The 19,740-nt window shown below is 62.9% G+C and carries 14 protein-coding genes; 3 read left to right on the top strand and 11 right to left on the bottom strand.

What is annotated here, in order from left to right:
* Window positions 1-425: 425 nt before the first annotated feature.
* The 8 genes from QNA09_RS28900 to QNA09_RS28865 all read right to left on the bottom strand — a co-directional run bounded on the left by QNA09_RS28900 (window position 426) and on the right by QNA09_RS28865 (window position 13,338).
* Window positions 426-695, bottom strand: a complete 270-nt coding sequence (locus QNA09_RS28900; RefSeq protein WP_064257730.1) for a helix-turn-helix domain-containing protein — start codon at window positions 693-695, stop codon at window positions 426-428.
* Entirely contained in the window at window positions 692-1,579 is an 888-nt protein-coding gene (locus tag QNA09_RS28895; protein WP_064257729.1) for a replication initiation protein, read from the bottom strand. The genes QNA09_RS28900 and QNA09_RS28895 overlap by 4 nt, the downstream gene beginning before the upstream one ends.
* Before the next feature lie 413 nt (window positions 1,580-1,992).
* Entirely contained in the window at window positions 1,993-3,984 is a 1,992-nt protein-coding gene (locus QNA09_RS28890; protein WP_308072597.1) for a cutinase family protein, read from the bottom strand.
* 194 nt (window positions 3,985-4,178) lie between these two features.
* On the bottom strand, window positions 4,179-4,973 hold the full coding sequence (locus tag QNA09_RS28885) for a hypothetical protein (protein ID WP_064257727.1): 795 nt from the start codon (window positions 4,971-4,973) through the stop codon (window positions 4,179-4,181).
* Window positions 4,974-6,788 (bottom strand): hypothetical protein, encoded by a 1,815-nt coding sequence (locus QNA09_RS28880; protein ID WP_064257726.1) that lies wholly within the window; start codon window positions 6,786-6,788, stop codon window positions 4,974-4,976.
* A gap of 54 nt (window positions 6,789-6,842) precedes the next feature.
* Complete coding sequence (locus QNA09_RS28875; RefSeq protein ID WP_219130580.1) at window positions 6,843-7,751, bottom strand: peptide transporter; 909 nt, start codon at window positions 7,749-7,751, stop codon at window positions 6,843-6,845.
* Window positions 7,751-8,446 (bottom strand): ParA family protein, encoded by a 696-nt coding sequence (locus tag QNA09_RS28870; RefSeq protein WP_080597800.1) that lies wholly within the window; start codon window positions 8,444-8,446, stop codon window positions 7,751-7,753. The genes QNA09_RS28875 and QNA09_RS28870 overlap by 1 nt, the downstream gene beginning before the upstream one ends.
* A 4,547-nt stretch (window positions 8,447-12,993) precedes the next feature.
* The gene (locus QNA09_RS28865) at window positions 12,994-13,338 is read right to left on the bottom strand and encodes a hypothetical protein (protein ID WP_064257745.1); all 345 of its coding nucleotides are present in this window, start codon (window positions 13,336-13,338) and stop codon (window positions 12,994-12,996) included.
* A 539-nt stretch (window positions 13,339-13,877) separates the two neighbouring features.
* Here QNA09_RS28865 and QNA09_RS28860 point away from each other — a divergent pair.
* Together QNA09_RS28860 and QNA09_RS28855 are read left to right on the top strand one after the other, a co-directional pair.
* Window positions 13,878-15,076 (top strand): IS3 family transposase gene (locus QNA09_RS28860; protein WP_141764068.1). Its coding sequence is split into 2 segments (ribosomal slippage): window positions 13,878-14,133 and window positions 14,133-15,076, totalling 1,200 coding nucleotides; the frame shifts between segments, so codons are not numbered across the junction.
* A gap of 1,022 nt (window positions 15,077-16,098) precedes the next feature.
* Window positions 16,099-16,257: an Lsr2 family protein gene (locus QNA09_RS28855; protein WP_257606232.1), complete on the top strand. Its 159-nt coding sequence runs from the start codon at window positions 16,099-16,101 to the stop codon at window positions 16,255-16,257.
* A gap of 7 nt (window positions 16,258-16,264) precedes the next feature.
* Here the strand turns inward: QNA09_RS28855 and QNA09_RS28850 are convergent, their stop codons facing one another.
* Window positions 16,265-17,068 carry an IS5 family transposase gene (locus QNA09_RS28850; RefSeq protein WP_219130572.1) on the bottom strand — a complete coding sequence of 268 codons (804 nt, stop codon included), beginning with the start codon at window positions 17,066-17,068 and terminating at the stop codon, window positions 16,265-16,267.
* 116 nt (window positions 17,069-17,184) lie between these two features.
* On the opposite strand from QNA09_RS28850, the gene QNA09_RS28845 reads away from it, so the two are divergent.
* Entirely contained in the window at window positions 17,185-17,382 is a 198-nt protein-coding gene (locus tag QNA09_RS28845; RefSeq protein WP_231912171.1) for a histone-like nucleoid-structuring protein Lsr2, read from the top strand.
* Between the two features lie 519 nt (window positions 17,383-17,901).
* On the opposite strand, the gene QNA09_RS28840 is transcribed toward QNA09_RS28845, so the two are convergent.
* Together QNA09_RS28840 and QNA09_RS28835 are read right to left on the bottom strand one after the other, a co-directional pair.
* Window positions 17,902-18,297, bottom strand: coding sequence for a transposase (locus QNA09_RS28840; RefSeq protein ID WP_248957603.1), 396 nt, complete (start codon window positions 18,295-18,297; stop codon window positions 17,902-17,904).
* Window positions 18,298-18,462: 165 nt separating this feature from the next.
* Window positions 18,463-19,712, bottom strand: a protein-coding gene (locus QNA09_RS28835) for an IS3 family transposase (RefSeq protein WP_153008490.1) whose coding sequence is annotated in 2 segments (ribosomal slippage) — window positions 18,463-19,382 and window positions 19,382-19,712 — 1,251 coding nt in all. Because the reading frame shifts where the segments join, the coding sequence is not laid out codon by codon here.
* Between the last annotated feature and the right edge of the window lie 28 nt (window positions 19,713-19,740).

The raw sequence follows: 19,740 nt of genomic DNA, 5'->3' as shown, positions 1-19,740 counted from the left end.
TCGGCATACTCCGCCAGTCGCTGCCGATCGGCGTCGGTCAGTCGAACAGCCAGGGGCCAGGTTTCTTCGGCCGCGTCCCCACGGCGCGGCCGGCGGGGGCGATAGCCCGGACGAACCTCCACGGAGTGATCGACCACCTCGTAGGCGCCAGCCTTTACGGCATCAGCAATGCCGCGCATAGTGCGCTTCTCGATCTCTGGCGTTGCTCATATTCCCTCCCGCTGCGTTCTCTGACGCGTCGACTTCAACGACCATCAGTCCGTCGGGGACGCTAACCCACCACTATGGGCACTAATAGTCCATATGACAGCTAATATTCCATATGATACCGGAACATGTCGTATCACTGAACCGAGAAATATATTCATGAACAACGTGGGCGTGCTGGCTCAGCGCTGACATCAGTGTCAACACTCGGCAATTTACTAGTGCTTTCTTTTCGCTTCGCGGGCATCGTGCAGGATCCTGCCGACCGCGCCGGTGGAGATACCCATTTGGTCGGCGATCTCGCGGTACTTCATCCCCTGTTCACGTAGTTCGACGACTTGTGTACGGCGTGCTTGCGCGCGTTCGAGGAAGTCTTTTCGGGGCTCGGCTACTAATCGCCGGGCGGTGCGTTCGGAGGAGCCGAGCCGCTGCGCGAGTTCTTTGGCGGTGATGGCTCGGCGTTGCTTCGCCCTCGCTCCGCCGGTCACAGCGCGTACTCCAAGGCCGTGGCCAGATCGAACTTGGTGGCGCGTTTACGGTTGGCCTCCCGCTTGGCCTCGGTCATGACCTTGCCGCCTTTGCTGCCTCGTACGGCCTGACGGGCGCGGAAGGTGGTCTCGTCGAAGTTGCGCCAGATCCATTTGCCGATGGAATACGCGGTGGCGCGGACTTCGACGAAGGGCAGCGGGTCGGTGAACTCGGTGTTGACGGCGTGGCAGCGTTGCAGCACGAGCTGGAGCCACTGGTTGAGGGTGTCGTTGCGGTGGCTCCACCACTGCGGATAGGCCCACTTGCGGGCGGTGTCGAACATGGTGACGTTGCGGCCCAGCCCGGCAGAGCGGTCTGGTCGGCGCGGCGCCTGACGCGGGGTGTGGATGGTGACCAAGTCCCGCAAGGCGTACGGATCGGCGGTCCCGTAGAGGGTTTCCCAGTCGGGATGAATCGGATTCTTGGTCAGCTGCCCGCCGTAGGAGAAATCCCCACCTACGGACAGGCATAGGCCCCGCTCGATGCGATGCGCCAAGCGCAGGGGCATCATGCGCGCCGAATCGGTGCGGCAGATGCGGTTGTCGCCGAGCCACCAGCCCAGGTGCGCGCGACCGGACGGGGACTGGGACACCCAGCTCGGTGCCGGATGATCCGAGGGTTTTTCGAACGCCCGCAGCGCCGCGTCGGGGTGGTCGCAGTCGATGACGATCGATCCGAGCAAGGCGTGTGGGGAGTGCTGGATGTAACGCATCGTCAAGGCGTCGTCGCGGCTCATCCTGTATTGACCGTGTTCGAGTTGCTTCGTCGCGAACGGACGATGCGGAAGGAGCACCTCGCTGCCCCACTGTTCATCACTGAGGAGCAACACCTTCGCGGTATCCATGCCGAATACTGTGCATCACCAAGATCATTTGTTCGGGTAGGCCAAGCCGAGCCATATCAGGTATCCCCGGGGAGTCCTTGGTCCCCGGACCTCTCGCCTCGCCGAGCTCGACGAAAGCGAATGCACCCCAAACCACGAGCACAGCCTTGTTCACGACGTCCACCGCTCTGCCGCCGCAGCCCGCACCGCCTGAGTGCGCAGCAGGCCACGACCTATTTCCCCGCTACTCAACGCGTCAGGACGGTGCCCGATGTGAAACAGGCCGTCGATGTGAGGGCACGCGAACACCGCCAGACCCTTCTCCCCCCGGTGACGCTTTCGGACCGCCCGCGCGTCACCACGGGTGAGATATCCCCGGTGAGCGCATGGAGCGCACCAGATCCAGCGGGCAGACGGATTGTGGGCACGGGAACTCATACGGCACGTCCGATCTGAAGATTGAGCCAGTCGGAAAGCCACTGGATGGCATTTCGCCCGGCGTTGTCGACCACGAGAGTGTTGTAGTTGGTGTGAGCACCGGAGGTGAAGAAACTCGCAGCACTGAGCCCTTCACTGACCAGTGCGGCAAGATCCTGAGCACCCGGGGATTGCGAGAGCGTGACCACAGAGTCCGACAGCTGCGGAAGATCCAGGTTCGCGGCCTCGGTGGTGATACTCGTCGACACCGCGTTCGTCTGCTTGCCCAGCAGCTCCGGCGGGGTCTTGGTGGCCTTACCCGAGAGCATGTCAACCGCAACCGATGCCAGATCCAGCCCCACCGGCAGCAGGCCGGTCATGGCAGCCCCCGCACCGATTGGATCAGGCGCGATCCCCGGCGGCGGGAAGAGCTTTTCGAGAGCTGCCCAGGCGATCTCCTGAATCTGGCCGACGATGTTGGCCAGCCTGATCACATCGACGTTCGACAAGATCGACGCCACGAGGGCAGCGATCTGCGTCGCGCCGGATGGGTCCGGGATGACCGCAAGGATGTGCGAGACCCATCGCATGTCGACCTCCGCGGCCATCGTCACCAACGGCGAGAATTGGTTGTTCAGCTCGCCTGCGATCTGGTGGGCTCCGTGCGCGTCGAGCGCAGCGACCTTCTGCGGCAGCAGGGTCAGGTTGTTGAGAATGCCGGGCAGGTCCAGGGAAGTCACGCCGGTCGCGACGTTAAGAACCTGGTTGACGACCACGGTCGGTTTGAGCACCGACAGCACACTGGTGGCCGAACTGAGCGCCTCAGCGGGGGTGGAAACCAGCGGTCCGACCTGGCCGGTCAGCAGGTTTGCATTGTCGGCAAGCGTCTGGATCTCGGGCGCAGAGGACGGGAGGCTGGCGGAGGCGCCCCCGGCAAGGGTACTCGCGGTGTCCGCGATCTCGAGGGCCGCGTTGAAGGCACTTTTGAGGTCGGATTGCCCCGCGCGGGTGAGGACTTCACCAGCAGTGTGCTCGGCGGTCCCGACCGGCGCGGCGAGGAGCTGGCCGTTCGCCGCGGGGTTCGCTGCACCGGAACTGAGGAGATCGGTCAGCGGAGCGAGGGTCTTCGCGATGGATCGGGCGGTGTCGGCCACCTGGTCGATATCGACAGTCGGTGCCGTCAGCTGCTGCCCAACAGTGGCCACCTCGGTCCCCAGGGCCGGCAGATCCGCATCAGAGAAGTCGGAGGTCAGGGCCGCGGCGAGCTGCGTGTGGACCCCAGATTCCGCAGTGGGGACAGCACCGACGCTCGAGCTCTTGCTCAGGATCGACCCCAGTGAGCCGAGCAACGGGCTCGATCCCTTCTCGATCGAGCAGTACAGATCCCCCGGGTCGCAGATCGAGGCGACGCGGCCGGACAGGGCCCCCATTCCCTGGGGTCGCGGATCAGCGATGCCTTGCCCGGACGTGCGCGGGCCCACGGTCGCTGACCCTTTCGTTCCTGCCCCAGGATCTGCCAACAGACCGACTGCGAGTACACGGCTGGCGTCGATGGGTCCTCTGCCGTTGCCGATGTCGGAGGCGATGTCGCCGGCAGCGTCCGCGCCCTGCGAGTAGCCGATCATCGTGAACTTCGTTCGGGGGCACGAGTTCGCGACGTCTGCGAGCACCTGCTTGGCCTTCGACACCGCGTCGGCCTTGCTGTCGGCGTAGGTATGACCGTTGTCGAAGGCTCTGGCCATGTACGGCAACGTGTAGACCTCGACAGCACTGCCGTGGGCATTCTCGAGCGCGTCCGCGACCGGCTTGAGCATGCCCACCGGCTGACTGGGGTCAGCGTTCTCGTCGGTCTCCCAGGTGCCGGGAATGAAGAGGTTGAACGTCGCCGCGCACTTGGTCGGAGCCGCATGCGCGATCACAGGTGCAGTGAGTAGCGCGCTTCCGCTCGCGACGGTCGCGGTGGCAACCAGCGCAACAGTGCGGCGGGACCTCGAATGTCTGACAGGCATGGGTACCTCTGATGACCGAATGGGGATGTGCCTGCATACGTTCACCCACAACCGGGGTTTTTCCCAACGGGGTGAACTACTTCTCGGACCCGCTTTTCGCTGCTTGAACCGCGCACATGACCGGCCTCAAAGACACGCGCCGAACCGTGGAGGGGCCGCCCCGCATAGCGGAAGCGGCCCTCGGTGACCTTGCCTCAGTGCCAGGTGACGTCGATCTTGTCGATGGCGTCGAAGTGGAAGCCGAACTGATCGCTGTAGACATCGAATCCCTTGTTCTCGGGATAGTCGATCGTCGCGTGGCGTTCGAGGATAGCAACGACTCGGGCTTGGTCGTCGTTGGCCAGCGCTGCAGCCAACGCTTGCGATTCTGCGGCACTGAAGGGGATATCGGAGTTACCGAAATCCAGTGTGCGGGTGCGGTAATCGTAGCCGGATTCATCGCCGTTGCGGACGTGCACGCGTCCGGTGACCCGGATGGTGGCGATCTTCGGTGTGCCGTCGGGGTTGAGAACCCCGGCCTTGCCCATGATGTCCTTGGCCTTGACATCCTTGAGTTTCGACCGTGCATCGTTGCGCAGCTCGTTGGTCTTTCCGGAGATGTACTTGCGTACCGAGGACGGGCTGCGGCCGATCTTCTTGGCTACCTCGTTCACTCCCCCGAGCCGTGCGATGGCGGCGCGACGTTGGGCCAACTCGACCACCTCGGCATGGGGGATGCGTCCTTGCTGCGCCCAGCGGCGCAGAGTCCGGTCCGACGGCGGTGTACGGCCGGCATCGATGGCGGCCTGCCGCAAACCGTCGTTCCCGATCTCGGTCCGGAGCTGTCTGACCGAGACCCTCGAGGTCAATCCGGCCAGCCCCCTACTTGTTTGTTGTGCTTTGGCGACTCCCTCGGCTGCCGCAGCCGCAACAGTGACGTTCATACCGTCGAGGCCGACGGTTTTCTGCGGGACGGATTTCGACCGCGGCTTCGGTAGGTGCAGTGCCACCTAGTCCTCCTGGTCCGGTGAACCGTAGGCTGCGGCGATCGCGAGACGAACGTCATGGGTGGTCTCTGCGGCCGCGAACGCCAGGAGCATCTCGTCGGTCAGCGCTACTTGCTTCTCCAAGGTCATCTTGCCGAGCGCGTCGCTGTCGTCGGCGAGATCCTGCTCCTCCCCCACTAGATACACCCAGGAGTCGGTCATGGTGCGGATCGGCCAGCGTCCGGTTTCACGGGCGATGCGCATCGCCACTCGGCGTCCACGCCAGCGGCAGTGCGCCATGATCGCCGCACGCCACAGGGGCTGGTGGTGGTGCTGCATGCGGGTGGCGGTCCACATGTCGGGGTTTACCATCCGGCCGACGTAGCCCTTGTAGCAGGCGCCGAGGAACCGTTTCATCGCTACATCGCCGGTCTCGGCCGTGACAGCGCGGGCCTCGCGCAGCACTTTGGCCCACTTGTCGAGGGCGCGGCCTTGTTCTTCGTAGACCCAGGCCTCGGTGATGTCGAGGTCATCGACGTCCAGGCCCATCCCGCCGTCTGCGATGGGTGCGCACAATCCGTCGAGGCTGACGGTGGTGATCCATGTTCGTACGGGTTGGTCGTCGAGCATCGCCGGGTGCGGCAGCGGCAGTTTTTCCGGCAGCGCGTACTGCGCGGCGGCGGGCAGAGTCACGCGCCAGATTCCGAATGCCGGCTTGTCGACTGCTGCCGCGGCCGCGGCGTCGGCACCTAGGAGGTTGCGGATTCGGCCGTAGCCGAAGGACAACATTCCTGCGGAGGCGAGGTAGGCGGCGCGCTGGTCGATGGTGACCAGTGAGGTGGCACCGTCGAGATCGTCGGTATCCGGGATGCGGGACCAGCCGGCGGGGGGTTCGAAGTCTCCGCGTGGGGCTCCGTCGATCGGTGGGATCGGGCCGCCGGCGGTGACGACGATGCCCTTGCCGGTGCGGAGGCGTTCGCGGCGGATCTTGTCCAGGACTGCAGCGCCGGTGCGGGCGGGAGTCGGTCCGGGCAGGGTGTCGAGGTGTTTGATGGACCAGGCGAGGCGGCGGCCGAGTTCGCGGGCGGCGGGAAGGTCGTCGTCAGGGAGATAGGTGCCAGCGGCGGGATTGCCGAGGATGCCCATGTCTCCGACACGGTTTCCCCAACCGAAGTCCTTGTTCCAATACGTCCATACGTAGGGCTCGAGGACGAGGTCGACCATCTGGGTGGCCTTGCCGACCTTGCGGATGAGGTGGATGACGTAGCCGGGGTCGCCGCGGAGTTCCCATCCTGCAGCAATCAGAGGCGGCAGGGTTGCGGCGATGGCGTGGGTCAGTTCGGTCGCTGCGCGTTGACGGAGTTGTTCGAGGTCGTCGACGTCGTCTTCGCTGCCGGGATCGATGGTCCATCCGAGCTGGGCGCAGGAGTCGATACCGACGAACCACACCTGGGCGGTGAGTCCGTGGGGGGTCAGCGCTGCCCAGTGCAGCAGCTTGTCCAGCTTCTCGATCGAGTCGACCGGCCCGGTCAGCCGAACGCCCGAGGGTGTGTACGTCGCTGCGGCGGTGACAATGATCGCGTGACCGTCCGCGTCCTCGGTCACAGGCAGGGATTCCCACGGGCGGACCTCGGTCGCCGGCTTCTCCACCTCATCGATGTCGGCAACGTCAACGGGGTCGGGTGGGGCGGTTTCTGCATCGGCCGACTGCAGGTCGTCCTTTGCTGGTGGCGGTGGTGCCTCGGTCGCTGTGTCTTCGGGTGCGACCGAACCGTTCAGCGGCTTTTCAGGTTCGGGGTCGAGGTCGAAAAGGGCGATCTGGTCGTCGATTCCGCTCATCGGCTCACCACTGCAGTCCTTCTGCGATCCACCGAACCTGTCTCCGAGTCGCGGTTACCGGAGCTCGAGTGCATCGATGAGCTTGCGGCGCTCGTCGTCGGTGAAGTGCTTCCGCACCGCCGCGGCCAGCACATCCGGATCCGCCCCCAGACGCTTGAGCGCCTGAGCCACCTTGTCCACCGGCTCGAGCTTGCTCGCAGGCTCTTTCGGCTGCGGCGCGTCGGGCTCCGCAGTCTCTGCGTCGGCTTCCGGCTCCGGATTCTGGGCCGCTTCCCACGCCGCGACCTGCTCCTCGAGCGGAACCCGGGCTAACGAGCGGGCCTGGCGCACAGCGAGATCACCTGCACGCAGGGCTGCTTGCAGCTCGGGGGCGAGTTTGAGCAGAGCGCGGCGTTGGGACACCCAGCCTTTGGACCGGCCGAGTTTCTTCGCTGCCGCGTCTGCGCTCCCGAACTCGGAGACCATCAACTCGACGGCCTTGGCTTCTTCGAGGACGTCGAAGTCGCGGCGGTCGATGTTCTCACTCGTTGCCGCCCACAGGATTTCGCCCTTGTCGACGGCGATGCTGTCGCGTAGCACCACATCGAGGCCGGGGCGGCCGTATTTCTGGGCGGCGGCGAGCCGGCGGTTGCCGTTGACAACGATGTACTGCGCTGCACCGAGGTCGTCTTCGTCTTCGGGCCACAGTTTCAGCCAGGCTGTGCGGCTGACGACGGTGCCGGGTTGCAGCTGCCGGTCGGCGATCGTGGCCAGATCCGACAGATCACCGAGTTCGTCGCGCGGGTTGCGGGGGTTGGCGATGAGCTGATCGACCGGAACATCGGCGAGCAGTTGGCCTTCGAGCGGCTCGATCGTCGTCTTCGTCTTCGTGGGTGTGGGGGTACGCTTGCGGTCGACCGGAGAATTGTCGCCGACTGCTCCGACGAGGGAGGCGAAGTTCGCGCGCCCACCCTTGGGCGGCATCAGCGACCACCGTCCGCGAGCTCAAGGCTGAGCTTGTAGAAATCCTCCCGCGCCTGCAACGAGACGCGGTTGGCTTCGTACTCGGTGACCACACGGCCTTCGGCAGCGGCGCGGGTGTGGACCTTGTAGTGCCGCACCACCGTTCGCGCCAGCGGCCAGCCGTTGGCCTGGACGAACTCGCGGGTCTGCTCGAGGTCGACCTTGCCGTCGCGGGGATCCCAATTGTTCACCACAACAATGAATTTCTTGCCGAGCGGTTCGATGACCTGCTTGATGGTGCGCGCGGTGGGATCGAAGCACAGCGGTTCGGGTTCGATCGGAACGATGACGAGATCGGCGACCTCGAGCACGGCGCGCAGGGCGTCGGCGGAACTGCCGGTGCCGAGCACATCGGTGCCGTCGTCGGCGCCGGACAGGTCGATCCAGCCCGGGGTGTCGACGTAGACGTGCTTGATGCCGGGCAGCTTGTCGAGATTACGTAGCACGTCGAGGTTGTCGTGGACCTGATCGATCAGAAACGGCAACTCCTCGACGCGCGAAGCCCACCAGACTGCGGAGCCCTGGGGGTCGACCGAGATCGCGGCGACCGGGGACTGAACATCGTCGTCGTCACCTGCGGTGAGGACATCCGCTTTGACGGCGGCGAGGTTCATGGTGAGCGTCGATTTTCCGACGCCACCTTTTTGGTTGAGCATGACATGAACAGCCACAGGTTACCTCCGTATGCTTCACCCCAGGGTGGGGCTACTTCGGACTCGCGTCGTCATCGTTTGGCGGAGATGACGATTGCGCCTGCACCACTGTAACGGTTCCGATGCAGTTTCATGAGGCGCGCAACTCGTACAATAGACCCTTACGGGTCTACCGAACAAGCTTTCGCCGTATCATCGCAGATGTGCTTCGCTACCTGACTTTGCACGAAGTTGCCGACCGTGTCGGCATCACCTACAACACCGCCAAAGGCTATCTACGGAAAGGCGTTCTGCCGCAAGCCGATGCGTCGATCGGGCCCCGGTTCGGTTGGCTCCCTGAGACTGTCGACGCGTGGATGGAAACGCGGCCGGGTCGAGGTCGAAGGGTACACAAGGGCACTCCCCCGACTCGAGTCCGCCTCGGTTCTGGGCCGAAAAACTTTGATCGCTTCGGCGTGTCACCGGCACCGTTGCGAAGGCATCATGCATGAGGCGGAACGCGGTGTTGATTCTACCGTTCGAGGGTTACCTCTACCCTGATTCCATTTCGTCACAGTGACGATGAATTATCACGCCGACCGTCATGCGCGACAAAGCGTGCACGATGCTTTTCGGCGCTATACGCAACACTGCCCTGGTGGAACTCGCTGAAGGAGGACAGTATCCCGGCGCTCCTTGCGCCGTCGCCGATCGGCGCATTCCGCTTCAATGGTCGCCCGATACCGTTTGCCGAAGCGGCAGTTTACCGCGGTAAACTGCCGTAGGTTTTGGCCTCGGCGCTCCGTCCATCGACGGATATTATCAGGAAGATCCTCATTTCCATGCCGTTGTCTTGAGCACGCAACCGATGTGTCACCTGCGCTGCTCGTTCATACACGGGTCGACTCAGGGCTCGAACAGCCGAACGCGTGACCTCCCCGGCTCCTCACAACCAAGGAACAACCGAACCTTGGCCGATGCCCGGTGGCACGGATCTAACTACAGTGGCGTTGGTTTCTCAATCCTCCCCGACCACCACTCCTAGCAACCCATCCCTACAAAACTGGACTGCGTGAGTGCATCCGCGGAGTGTCGTCGCATGTCGTGTCTCGATGCGACTGCCTCGTTTACCGCGGTAAACGAGGCAGTCGCAAAGGTCGCCTCTAGCTTGCGTTGGGAGCTCGTCGCGGCCCGCATCAGATGCGCTTCACCTCTGGACAGACAACATCCGCAAGGGGTTTACCGCGGTAAACCAGCCCAGCCTATGTCCTCCAGTGACGAATGTGTGCCGCTCAATCCGCCTTTCCGTTATCCGCCGATATCCGTCCGCGAGATCATGAGGCGTGGGTCGATCTATGCGGGTTTACCGCGGTAAACGAATCCCTGCCCCACTCCCCCGCCTGAACGGGTTTCGGGGCAACCTGTTGCAGCAGAGTCACGGTTGACGGGAGGTGAGACAGAATGCACCGAACGTGCGTCTCGTGTTCGATTCGCCTGTCCCACCGTGCACTGGTGTTGTTTACCGCGGTAAACAACGCGGACCTGTGGTCGGTCCTCCGCGTAGCTCACTCCTACAACCGAGGCTCCGATTCGTGCCGGCGAGAGTGGATCTCACTATAGATACCGAGACGCTCTATGTCAGAACCCCTATAGCCAGTGCGGTTTACCGCGGTAAACCGCACTGGCCCCGGACTATCTGATCGTGTCCTTCTCCAGCTCTAGTGCGCTAGCAGAATCCAACTCGCCTTGGCGGTTTACCGCGGTAAACCGCCAAGGCGAGTTATTCGGGACCGAAGATTACTCGTCTCGACGGAACATACCCTCGATGTCAGTGACCTGTCCGAGATGCGATGTCTCTTAGCGGTCTGGGTGCAACCGGCAAGGAAGGGGCAATGCACTGAACAAGCCGAGATGCGAACAGCGGAGCAGGACTGTCTTCCGCGGTACTGGTTTACCGCGGTAAACCAGTACCGCGACAACATTGATCAAGCTCGCATCCTGGCGCTCTCGCTCAGGAGATTCTGTTCCTGGTTTACCGCGGTAAACCAGGAACGGTTCAGGGGTGGACGTCGACTGGACACGGACTTGCTGTTTACCGCGGTAAACAGCGGGCCGCTGCAAGAAGATCGTTGATGCGAAGCGCAACCGATCGAAGGGCGCAGACGGTCGAGCAACTGCCATGGTCGGTGAATAGCCGGCGAGAGGATTCGCTTCTTGCCCGTGGTTTACCGCGGTAAACCAATTAAGCGGAGGCAGGGTATCCCGCCGTCGAGCAACTCAGAGGTAAGCCGGTGGTCGTCGAGCCTGTCGTTTACCGCGGTAAACCGAAGACACACCTAAGGTGGTTTGGGCTCGTCCGAGACGTGCTTTTGAACCACCTTGCCGCCTGACCGCGATAGCACAGCCTAGGAGCCCATAGCGGGCTCGGAAGTGATAGCCATCACCGCCACGGAGAACAGGACGAGATCACTGGAGATCAGATGAGGGGGTGGAGAGGTCGGGTTTACCGCGGTAAACCGCGGAGTCAACTCCTACGCGAAGACGCACCTTGGCAATAGCCCACTCCGCCGCACAGGGAAATCTCATGGTTTACCGCGGTAAACCATGGGCACGCACTCATCGCTGGGCCGACACACCGCTCAAGGATGAGGTCTGGGTTCGTCAAACTTACCTGCTGGTGGCGACACTCGAGCGTGCCGTCAGTCAACACATTCCGGGCGTCCTAAGCGCGTTTCTCTTGCAACACGCTGCGGATCCGCGCCATCGCGGTACGCCGAACGCTTTCCGATGCAGTCTCTTGCGCTCGTTCCACCATCGCGAGTGCAGCTGCATGACGTTCGGCATCGCGACGTCGTTTCGCGGCCTCGGCACGCTCGGTGGGGGAGGGGAGTGACCAGTCGATCGCGGAGAGTCTCCATCGAAGGTATCGGACAGGATGCTTTAGCGAACCTCGCGTAGGCCACATCCAACCACGTCGCCGAGTGTCTTCAGTGAGCGCAACGGCGATATCGCGACCACTCCAACGCTCCGGATCGACGTAATGGTCTCTGAGAGCCTCACAGACGGACCCGATATGCTCGCCGGTGTCCAGACATGGAGCATGCGCAATTAATCCCGCAGCAGCCTTCTGGAGGCTGATTGGGCGCGGCTCTCGGGGCTGTTCTTGAGAGTCATCCTGCCAGCGCGCGCTCGCGCGCGTTGTCTTGTACTTCTTAACAGAAGTACAAGTACTAAAAGATAGAGCAACAGATTGGGGGCCACGGTCCCGGCTCTGGGGATAACGCGGCCGCCGCGGTTCGTTGGTTGCCGCGGGCGTCCTGGTCCAGCGCTGCGCGGGAGACGTCGCCTGGGGCAGGCGGTCGCGGGTGGTCCGAAGGACGACTGATCTGGGGGAGAGCAGAGCCCAGACGCTGGTGGCCTTGATCTGTTTACGTCCATGATGCGCTTCAGCTGCCCACTGTTCGAGTGTACGTAGGAAACGTCCTCGGACCATCTCGCGGGCCAACCCGAACTCGACCAGCACTCGTCGAGCGCGCTTGAGAACAGTGACAGACACCCCTGCGCGTTCTGCGAGTACTTCGCGGGACGCTGTGACGCGTCGGCCTGTCCGCTGATCCGCGAACGATGCCATGCTCACCGCGACGGCAAAGACACGTTCGGGGTCGGCGTGATGGCGCCGGCAGAGATTTCTGCCCTCTTCGCGGTTGAGAATCTCGCGGACTTGGCGTTGCCATTGTGTGCGACCTGACCATATTGGGGTTTTGGCCTGCAATTGCGGCGAGACGGGAATTGACCACGTGCGGCCGCGCTGATCGCTTTCCTCATTCATTTTTTCGACGCGTTCGATATTTTCTTTAGCCCGAGATACGGCGTCGGAATATTGAATATCGCCGAAATTGGCGACAGGGGAAACGGCGAATTCGTCCTCTGGGCGTGTGATCTGCTCATCGGAGGTCGTCGAAAAGGTTGTTTGCTGTTCAGGGCATGGGGTACCCTGAGACGTACCAGGCACGGTAAGTCCCTTCGGGGAATCGGGGATCTCGGCAAGGAAATCCCTGGTGAAAGCACAAAATGGAGTCGAAGCGGCAACTTCGTCCCCAAAAGGACACCTGACGGTGAGGGTGAAAACTAACGCCGTTAGGTGTTCGGAGTTCCGGTCGATCTCGGCAAAGTTCGACCGAATGACGAGCCTCCGCAAGGGGGCTTTGTCATGTGCTGTCCAAGCGTCATGTAGTTGTGTGCGATGGGTACGGTTCGATCTCCTCCCGTCGGTTTATATTCCTGGCAGTAATTTCATCACATGATCCCTCTCATGTCGCGCACCGGCTCGAATTTATTTTCACGGGTCGATGGTATGCGAGAGTCGGGCAGACGCATTGACGGACTGTAATTACGAATCGTGCCCTCACATCCCCGATTTCGCGGAGACCGGTGAAATCAGGGGGAGGGAGTGAAAGATCAGTGCCTACCGTACCCGGCGTGCCGTGAGCCATCTTGCAGCGACATCGGGCGCGGTGCGCACTCGAGGGCGGGCGCCGCGCAGGTCGTAGGCGAACCGGCGGCGCACGTTACTAGCTGACAGTGAGACGGCCGAAGCACGCGATCGGACCGCTCTCGACGTCCTCGAATCGCACAGGAGTGGCGTGGATGATCCAGGGCGGAGCGTGTGTACAGGTGTGGCCGTAGACGAAGTCGCCGACGAGCACGTCGTGGAGGAGAACACGTCCCTCCGCGCGGTGGATGTCGGCAGAGATGGGCTCCTTGGACTCTCCGAGGGAGTAGGTCTCTGCGCGCCGTGCTCGGGTGAAACTGCGTCGAGGAGTCCGGGGGTCGAGAAGTCCGGGGGTCGAGGAGTCCGAGGGTAGTGCCTTGGCTTCGATGAGTCGCTGGGCGGTGGCGGATGGAGCGTACTTCATCCGTACGGAGTAGGGGACAGGGTCCGGCGTGACGCCTGCGCTGCGCGCACGATCGCAGTGGGTGACCTCGAGTTGCTGGTGTCGCGCGGGAGAGCGGACACGGATCTCGGGGCGATTCAGGGTGTCTGCGAGTCGGGTGTACTAGTGGTTCGTGCGTCGCCGACAGGGTCGCCCGGAGGTGCCTCACGCGTGCAGGAGAGTTGACGTTCGTCGTGCGGCAGCTTGAATTCAGGGAACCTGTCCGGGATGAGCACCTAACTGGGCGGAGTCAGCTTCGAGTGGGTCGGTGTCGACTCGAGTGGGGGAGTGGCCTGGTGAACGCAGCTGCGGATCGGTGCAGTCCGCGGTCCGCGTTCGGGTCTTCGCGATGCGGGACCCGTGCCAAGGCTGGTCTTGCTGGAAGGACGAGCCGTAGACAGTTCTTGTCGCCCAATGATGAGGAAGGGCTCGATCAACCCGTCGCTACTGTCGGGGCAAGGGTTCGGGTTGGGGTGTATCAAAGATCTTGGACAACCTCTTGAGGCGAGAGGATCGAGATCATGGCAGCGAGTTCGAGGCGGAAGTTCAGTCCGCAGTTCAAGACCGAGGCGGTGCAGCTGGTCCTGCAGAGTGACCGCTCGATTGCCGAGGTGGCCGGGGAGTTGGCGATCAACCCGGGCACTCTGGGCAACTGGGTTCAGAAGCACCGGCAGGCCAATCCGGAGCCGGACACGTCGATGAGTCCGGCCGACCACGGCAGGCTGGCCGAGCTCGAGGAGCAGAACCGCAAGCTGAAGATGGAAAATGAGTTCCTAAAAAAAGCCGCGGCCTTCTTCGCCCGGGAGCAGGACTGAACGAGAAGTCAGTCCTGATCGAGGCGGAGAAGGCGAACTTTCCGATCGACTGGATGTGCGCCCAGCTCGGCGTGGCCCGCTCGTCGTTCTACGCGTGGCGCGCCCGCGCCGGGCAGGTTACAGCCACCCAGGCGCGCCGCGAAGCGCTGAAGATGGAGGTCGAGCGCGTTTTCCATAAGCAGCGCGGCACTGCCGGGTGCCGGCGCATCGCTGCCATTCTCAATGACGAGGGGCACCCGGCCTCGGTGGGGCTCGTGGCCGACCTGATGCGCGAGCTCGGCCTGGCGGCGATCCAGCGCAAGGCCTACAAACGCACCACCGTCCCGGACGAGAAAGCCCAAGTCTTCGCCGACAAGCTGGGCCGCGACTTCGCCCCGAGCAGTCACCGCCCCGGCACCGCACTGGTCGGCGACATCACCTACCTACGCACCGGCCAGGGGTGGCTGTACCTGGCCACCGTGATCGACCTGGCCACGCGCAAGGTGATCGGATGGCAGACCGCTGAGCACATGCGCGCCAGCCTGGTCGTCGACGCCCTGGAAATGGCCCGTACGCAGGGCCAAGCCGCCGAAGGGGCAATATTTCACTCCGACCACGGGTCTCAGTACACCTCCGACGAATTCGTCACCTACTGCACCCAGCACGGGTTCGTGCAGTCGATGGGCCGCACCGGGGTGTGCTGGGACAACGCCGCGGCGGAGACGTTCTTCGCCACCCTGAAAAACGAGATGTACCACCAGCAGGTGTTCCATACCCGCGCCCGAGCACGGTTCGCCGTCGCCGAGTACATCGAGGTGTTCTACAACCGTCAAAGACCGCACTCCAGCCTGGGCTACCGCACCCCGGCCCAGGCATGGGCCGACGCCCACAATCCCGCCGCCGAGGACCTAACCGAGGCGGCCTGACACACCCGAAATCACCGAGGACCTGTCCACAATCCTTGACACAGCCCAGGTTCTATTGGGCCTTCGCTGCAGTGTCTGCGGTCCCTTGTGGAGTGTGGCGTCAGTAGTCGTGCGCGATCGTGATGTGAGATGGCTGGCTTTCGTAGGCCGCACCTACTGTTGCCGGTTTCTTCACTGTGTTGGTCCAGGCATCAGGTCGTGGCCGGTGCTGAGCTAATTGACGGGGAGTCCGGCTCGAACCGTGATCGGCTCACGGGGTCATATTTCCGGCGGTCCGATCAAGTGAGAACGTTTGTGTTCAGAATCCCTACGCGTCGGTCGTTGAAATCCTGTCGTGGGGACGTGAAACTACGTCGAAGCTTGTTGGTTGCTTCGGATCGCTCGCTCTGGCGGTGGTGCGAACGACACCGATGGGCCGCTGCGCGAACCGAATTGCGGATTCGTTCCGGCCGGCCGCGATGGTTACTGCGGTGGTGTCCAATCGAACACTTTCGTGGCCGATGCGATGCCAGAGGGTTTACAAGACGTACCTTTGTTTCGAAGTCTGGTGTCGTGCTTGCTGATTCGCGGGGTTCCCGAGCGGCGAACGTGGCTGTAGGAATTGAGGGTCGATGCGATCGCCCATATGGCATCTCGGGCGCAGGGCATGGACCTGATGGGCGCGGAGTACGCGAAGGACGCGATCCGGACCGCTGCCGCTGTTTTGTGTGGTCGCGTCTACTCAACTATTTTGCGGATCACGGTGCTCTCACGGGCCGAGGTGGCGTGTGACGGGCTGCATAAACAGAAAGGCCTCGGTCGTCTGATGTCGCATGCGGTGACGAACCGCGATAGGCATGGGATTACGGACCTCTATGTGGCTTGTCGGCCATGAGTTCTGAGGCGCTGGATCGTCGCAGTCGTGCGATAATTTCTGAGTAGAGTTGTTCATGTCAATGATGTGGGTTTCGGAGTTGGTTTGGCTTTGGTGACAAGAGGCTACTTAGACTCCGGCCGGATGCATTCGAAGAGGAGATCAACCTGTGGCGCGTAGAACAATCGTTGAGACTTTCGACGACATCGATGGAACTGCGTTGGACGATGACGGAGAAACCATCAGTTTCGCTGTCGATGGGGTGGAGTACACCATCGACCTGAACAAGAAGAACGCTCGCGACTTCCGGAAGAAGATCGACTACTGAGGTTTTCTCACCAGGCCGGTGCTTGCAGGTGAAGAAGAACGAGAGCCGCAGCAGCGATCGAGCCGATCCTCCACGGACACAGACTGATTCGCTGCAGCGCCTTCCACCGGGTCTTCAGCAGCGCGTTCGCGCGTTCGGCCGGAGCACGCATCGCAGACAACACCGTGTTGCGGCAACGGGCGCCGGCATCGAGACCATGGCCTTTCGTCGGGACGTGGACACCGATCCCGGCACCGGTGTACCCCTTGTCGGCGAGGGTGGGCATCCCGCCGGCGGCAGCGTGGTAGAGGGCGCCGAGGATCCCGCCCCGACGAGCAGCGGTGAGGTCGTGCACCGAACCGGGGGCAACCTCGGACACCCAGATCGGGTAGCCGGTCGGATCGGTCAGGACCTGGACGTTGCCGCCATGGCGGCGATGTTTACCCGAGTACCACACGTCGTGCCCGGACTCGGAACGCTCCCGGCAGCGAGTCGAGGCGATGAGGGTGCCGTCGAGACAGACATGCTCCCAGCCGGACTCGATCCCACGTTCGAGCACGTCGTGCAGGTCCGGGGCGTGCGCAGCGATCACGTCGATACCTTCATGGAGATACCGGTAGGCGGTGGCCTGCGAGATGCGGGCATCGCGCGCCAGGGTGGCGACAGCGGTGCCGTCGCGAAACCACCGCAGCACCATCAGAGCCTGGACGTAGACGGTCGCGGCCCGCTGCCACGGCCGGCGATCGGTCCTGCGGCGGTGGGCAGCGAGGATACGGGCGACGAAGGTCAGGGTGTGCTCGGGCACGTCGAGCGTGGCACGATAGGTAATCACGTGGGGTCCTGCTCCGGGTTGCTTCTTGCTCGAAACAATCCCTACCAGGCAGGACCCCACGTCCTCTTTTCACGCCACACCGTTCGGATGTCTTTGCTGTCGTCGGTGACTCTCTGGTGAGAAAACCTCACTACGTCGAGCGTGCGACCCGCGTCGGAGGACGCAAGAAGCGAGCCGGAACGGCTCGGTCATCCGATCCGAATTCTCCGAGCTCCAAGGAGATTCGAGAGTGGGCGGTTGAAGAAGGTTTCGAGGTTCCCGCCCGAGGACGTCTGCCTCAATCCCTCGTCGACGAGTACGTCGCTGCTCACTGACAACTAGCTCTCTGCAGTAGCATCGGCTCACTGCTTCGCGCCGTCTTCGTCCACCGTGGTTGGAGCACTCGTGATGGGCCAAATCTAGGGAGGTCGAGTCAGTGCGATCGACAATGAGGAAATAGGGAGAATGCGTGGCCGTCTTCGGGTGGCGATAACTGGACGACACTGCTCGAGTGCCCTGCCGTATCCGATCGGCAGGGCACTTTTGTGTTTTTGTCGCGGACAGAATGTCAGGGATAAGAAGGGCGCGGTGAGGTGCTCGCGTCGAGAGTATCGACGTCCTTCGATGCTGACCGATGTCGTCGCTATCCATTCAGCTGTTTCGGTAGTTACTGTCCCGGCGTCTTGGGGCACACGGCAGAGCGTAGGCCCTCGGGTGATGTGCGAGTCCGCAACCGCACCGTCGTCTCTCGCCGGGTGTGGTCTATCTCGAATGCCGCTTTGATACGGGCGGTGCTGTCGACCGTCGCGTAATTGGATCTGGCGCACTTTCCGTGAAGTCACTGCCACGCTTCGTTATTCGAGGTGGATGACGCGCTTGCGCAGCAGGTCGAGGTTGGCTCGCCCGTACATCTGCCGCTTGAGCATTTTGATTCTGTTCACGTGCCCTTCGACCGGCCCGGAGTTGTGTTCGAGGGTTAGTCCGGCGGTGACAGCATCGAGGTCACGGCGCAGGCCGGTGGTGAAGGACTGCAGGGCCGGTGATCCGGTGGCATCGACGTCGCTCATCCACTCGGGGAGTTCGTGTCCGCGCCGCTCGGTCATGAGCTCGGCGAAGCCGCGAACGTGTCCCTGCAGCGCGTTCAGTGCGGGACTGCGTTCGAGGATGTCGGCGAGACGGTGGCTGTCGACGTCGGTGAGACGGTCGGGTCGGGCGGTCAGCCACCCCGTGACCTGCCGGACGGATGGCACCGGCGGCGGTGCCGGGCGCGTCCGATGCGCAGCACGCAGTGGTGCCAGGAACCGACGGACGGTCTTGGCACTACCCCGGTAGCCGCATTCGGTGATCTCCGCCGTCAGGCGGGTGCCATCGGTGCACGGGCGTGGCCCCTGGATAGTGGACACTGGGTGTGTACGTCAAGCGGCCTGATCGAGGGTAGACCCATGGTCGACCTCGAAGTCAAGTGGTGATCGGTTCCGCAGTGATGAGTGCCGTCGGCGTGTGTTGTATCGAGTGATCCAGCGGAAAACCTCGGTGCGGCATTGCGCTTCGTCGATCCAGCGTTTCGCGCCCTGAAGCGTCTCCCGCTTCAACGACGCATTGAAGGACTCGGCCATCGCGTTGTCGGCGCTCGACCCGATCCGGCCCATCGATTGCCGCACGCCGTGCCGGCGACATGTCGCCTGGTAGTCCGAGGAGGTGAATTGACGGCCGTGGTCGGAGTGAAAAATAGCTCCTTCCAGCGACCCTCGGGCCGCCGCCGCATTGTCGAGCGCGTTCTCCACGAGCTCGGTACGCATGTGATCTGCGATCGACCAGCCGACGAGCCGTTTGGAACACACGTCGATCACGGTCGCCAGGTAGAGGAACTCACCGGTGCTGCTGTGCGGAAGATAGGTGATGTCACCAACGAATACTCGTCCAGGCTCGTCAGCGGTGAAATCACGGTTGACCAGGTCTTCGAAGACCTGCGCCCCAGGATCTTTGATCGTCGTGTTCTTCGGTTTACGCAGGTGCACACCGACGATGTTGTTCTGTCGCATCAACCTGGCTACCCGCTTGTGATTGACCGTGCCCGGCACCGCGTCATCATCGGCCAGTTCGGCGGTCATCCGCCGGTAACCGAGGGTGTGGTCCCATTCCTGGTGGTGGGCACGTATTCGGTCGACAAGCGCCGCATCGGCCTGCTGGCGGGCACGCCGAGCCGCCTTTCCGGCTCGCCACTTGTAGTAGCTCGACCGGTGGATGCCGAGCACCGTGCACATCCGCTTCACCTCATGGGTGTCTCGGTGGTCGTCAACGAACCGGAAGCGGATCACCAGTTCGTCTCTGCCGCGAAATATTTCGTGGCCTTGCGCAGGATGTCTCGTTCCTCGCTGAGCTTGTCGTTCTCCGCGACCAAAGCCTGGTTGCGGGCCCGAATCTGCTCGATCTCGGCCTGCATCCGCGCACACTGCTCCTCGGGTGTCTCCGAGGCATCCACGCTCTTCTCGGGCGCAGACCGCGCCATCGCGGCCTTCTTACGCGCCAAATGCACCCACGTCTTCAACGACCCCCGAGCGACTCCCAGATCCGCGGCCAACGACGAGTACGACACTTCCGGGCGACTCTCGTAGAGTCGCACGGCGTCGGCCTTGAACTCGTCAGAGTATTTCTTCTTCGTCATGGTGATGTCCTGCATTCTCCGGCCCAGT

It is taken from the genome of Rhodococcus sp. AH-ZY2, assembly GCF_030916465.1.
In the GTDB taxonomy this organism is placed as follows: Bacteria; Actinomycetota; Actinomycetes; order Mycobacteriales; family Mycobacteriaceae; genus Rhodococcus; species Rhodococcus ruber.
This window is presented reverse-complemented; position numbering and strand designations above follow the sequence as displayed.